Annotated in this window: 1 protein-coding gene; it reads right to left on the reverse strand. The window is 36.2% G+C overall.

What is annotated here, in order from left to right; genetic code table 11:
* Positions 1-115: 115 nt before the first annotated feature.
* A complete protein-coding gene (locus LK536_RS58375) occupies positions 116-1,525 on the reverse strand; it encodes an ATP-binding protein (protein WP_506092287.1) in 1,410 nt (469 codons plus the stop codon).
* Between the last annotated feature and the right edge of the window lie 225 nt (positions 1,526-1,750).

Here is a 1,750-nt window from a genome sequence, read left to right on the forward strand (position 1 = left end):
GCACATAATATATCATATTATTTTCAAGTACATATAAGGATTTCTTAAAAAAATAGGCAATTATAAAAGCGGAAACCCTGTGTAAAAGACTTCCGCTTTTATAATCCATTAACCGTTATTCATTTATATCCCCGATCTGGCATATCTGTTTATAAGAGACAAGATTTATATTTCTACCATCCTTCACGTAATCAATCACAGAATCTACAAAGCCACTTTTTGAAAAAAGGAAATAATACTTTTCAGGATAATGGAACAGCCCACCCCGTTCCAGCAACATATGAACCGTATCCATATCGATAGGAGTATTTTTCCACTTGCATTCGCCTAACAGGACGTAAGGCTCCTGTATAGCCATAATATCAATTTCTTCCTGTCGCTTTTTTATAGGATTATTTCCCCACCATCTTCCTACACTGCCGATGGGAAACGGAAGACTTTCATATATTTGAGGGTGAAACAAATACTGTTGGCAAATATTTTCAAATATTTTTCCCATAAAATCGTTTATTTGAGGCTTTACTAATGTTTTATATATTGTTGCGCCCACACCTCTGGTGATGCTACTTATATTAGGGCGCACAAAGCGATACCAAAATAGAAACATGCTGTCTTCCAGCTGATATAAAGTCTTTCTGCTGGAAGCACTTTCTGTTATTGGTATTTCCTTTCTTATAATGCCTAATGAAATTAGTGATGTTATCTGGTTGCTGCATCCGCTGGTCTCCAGGCCGGTTTTTGTGGAAATGTCATTCATCCTGCTGGCGCCACTGGCAATGGCGGATATGATGGAATGATAAGAGGCCGGCTCCCTTAATTCCTGTTTTAAAAGATTGACAGGTTCTTCAAATAATCTTCCACTCTCATCAAAGAACAAGTCAACAATATTATCATCCAAACTTTTATTAACATCAATTCGCGATATATACTCAGGTATTCCTCCTGTAATGCCGTATAGTATTGCCTGTGCCTCTTCTGAGAAGTCCAGAAGCATTTTACGGGCTTCAAAGAAGGTGAATGGGTGTATCTTAAACTGTGCCGTCCTGCGGCCATACAGAGGGCTTTTATAGCCTAATACCTGTTCTTCCATGAAACTCATAGATGAACCACATAATATCAAAAAGAGTTTGCTGTTCTTCCAGCATTGGTCTATGTGACTTTGAAGCATAGATGAAACCGCAGGATAGGAGGCAGCCAAATAAGGGTACTCATCTATTACAATTATAAGACGTTCCTGACTTTGACACAGGGTATCAATATAGTTAAATAAATTGGCATAATCCAAAAACTCCGCTCCCCCTGCGGATTCTCCAGCCAACAGTAGTGCTTTTGATAACCCTGATAGATTTTCTTTGCGGGTTCCTTCTACTGCCATATAATATACAGCCTTTTTATCCTTTATAAATTCATTAATAAGTGTGGTTTTTCCAACCCTTCGTCGTCCATAAAAAACAGCAAATTCAAATTGATTGCTGTTGTAGAGTGATTGTAATTTTTTGAGTTCCCTCATGCGGCCAACAAACATAATTCATCCTCCTTATTTTTATCGCAAATTACTAATTGATTAATTAGTAATTATATGAATATAATATCATTTATACAAGGTTCACGTCAACAATTATAAATCTACAAAATTTGCATGACAAAATTAGAAAATCCATTCTTTAGCTATTAAATAAGTCATTGATTTTCATTAGGTAGAGTGGCTGTGATAACCGAATTTACGTACTAAATGCAAATATTTTACTAT

It is taken from the genome of Clostridium pacaense (assembly GCF_020709765.2).
GTDB classification, from domain to species: domain Bacteria; phylum Bacillota; class Clostridia; order Lachnospirales; family Lachnospiraceae; genus Enterocloster; species Enterocloster hominis.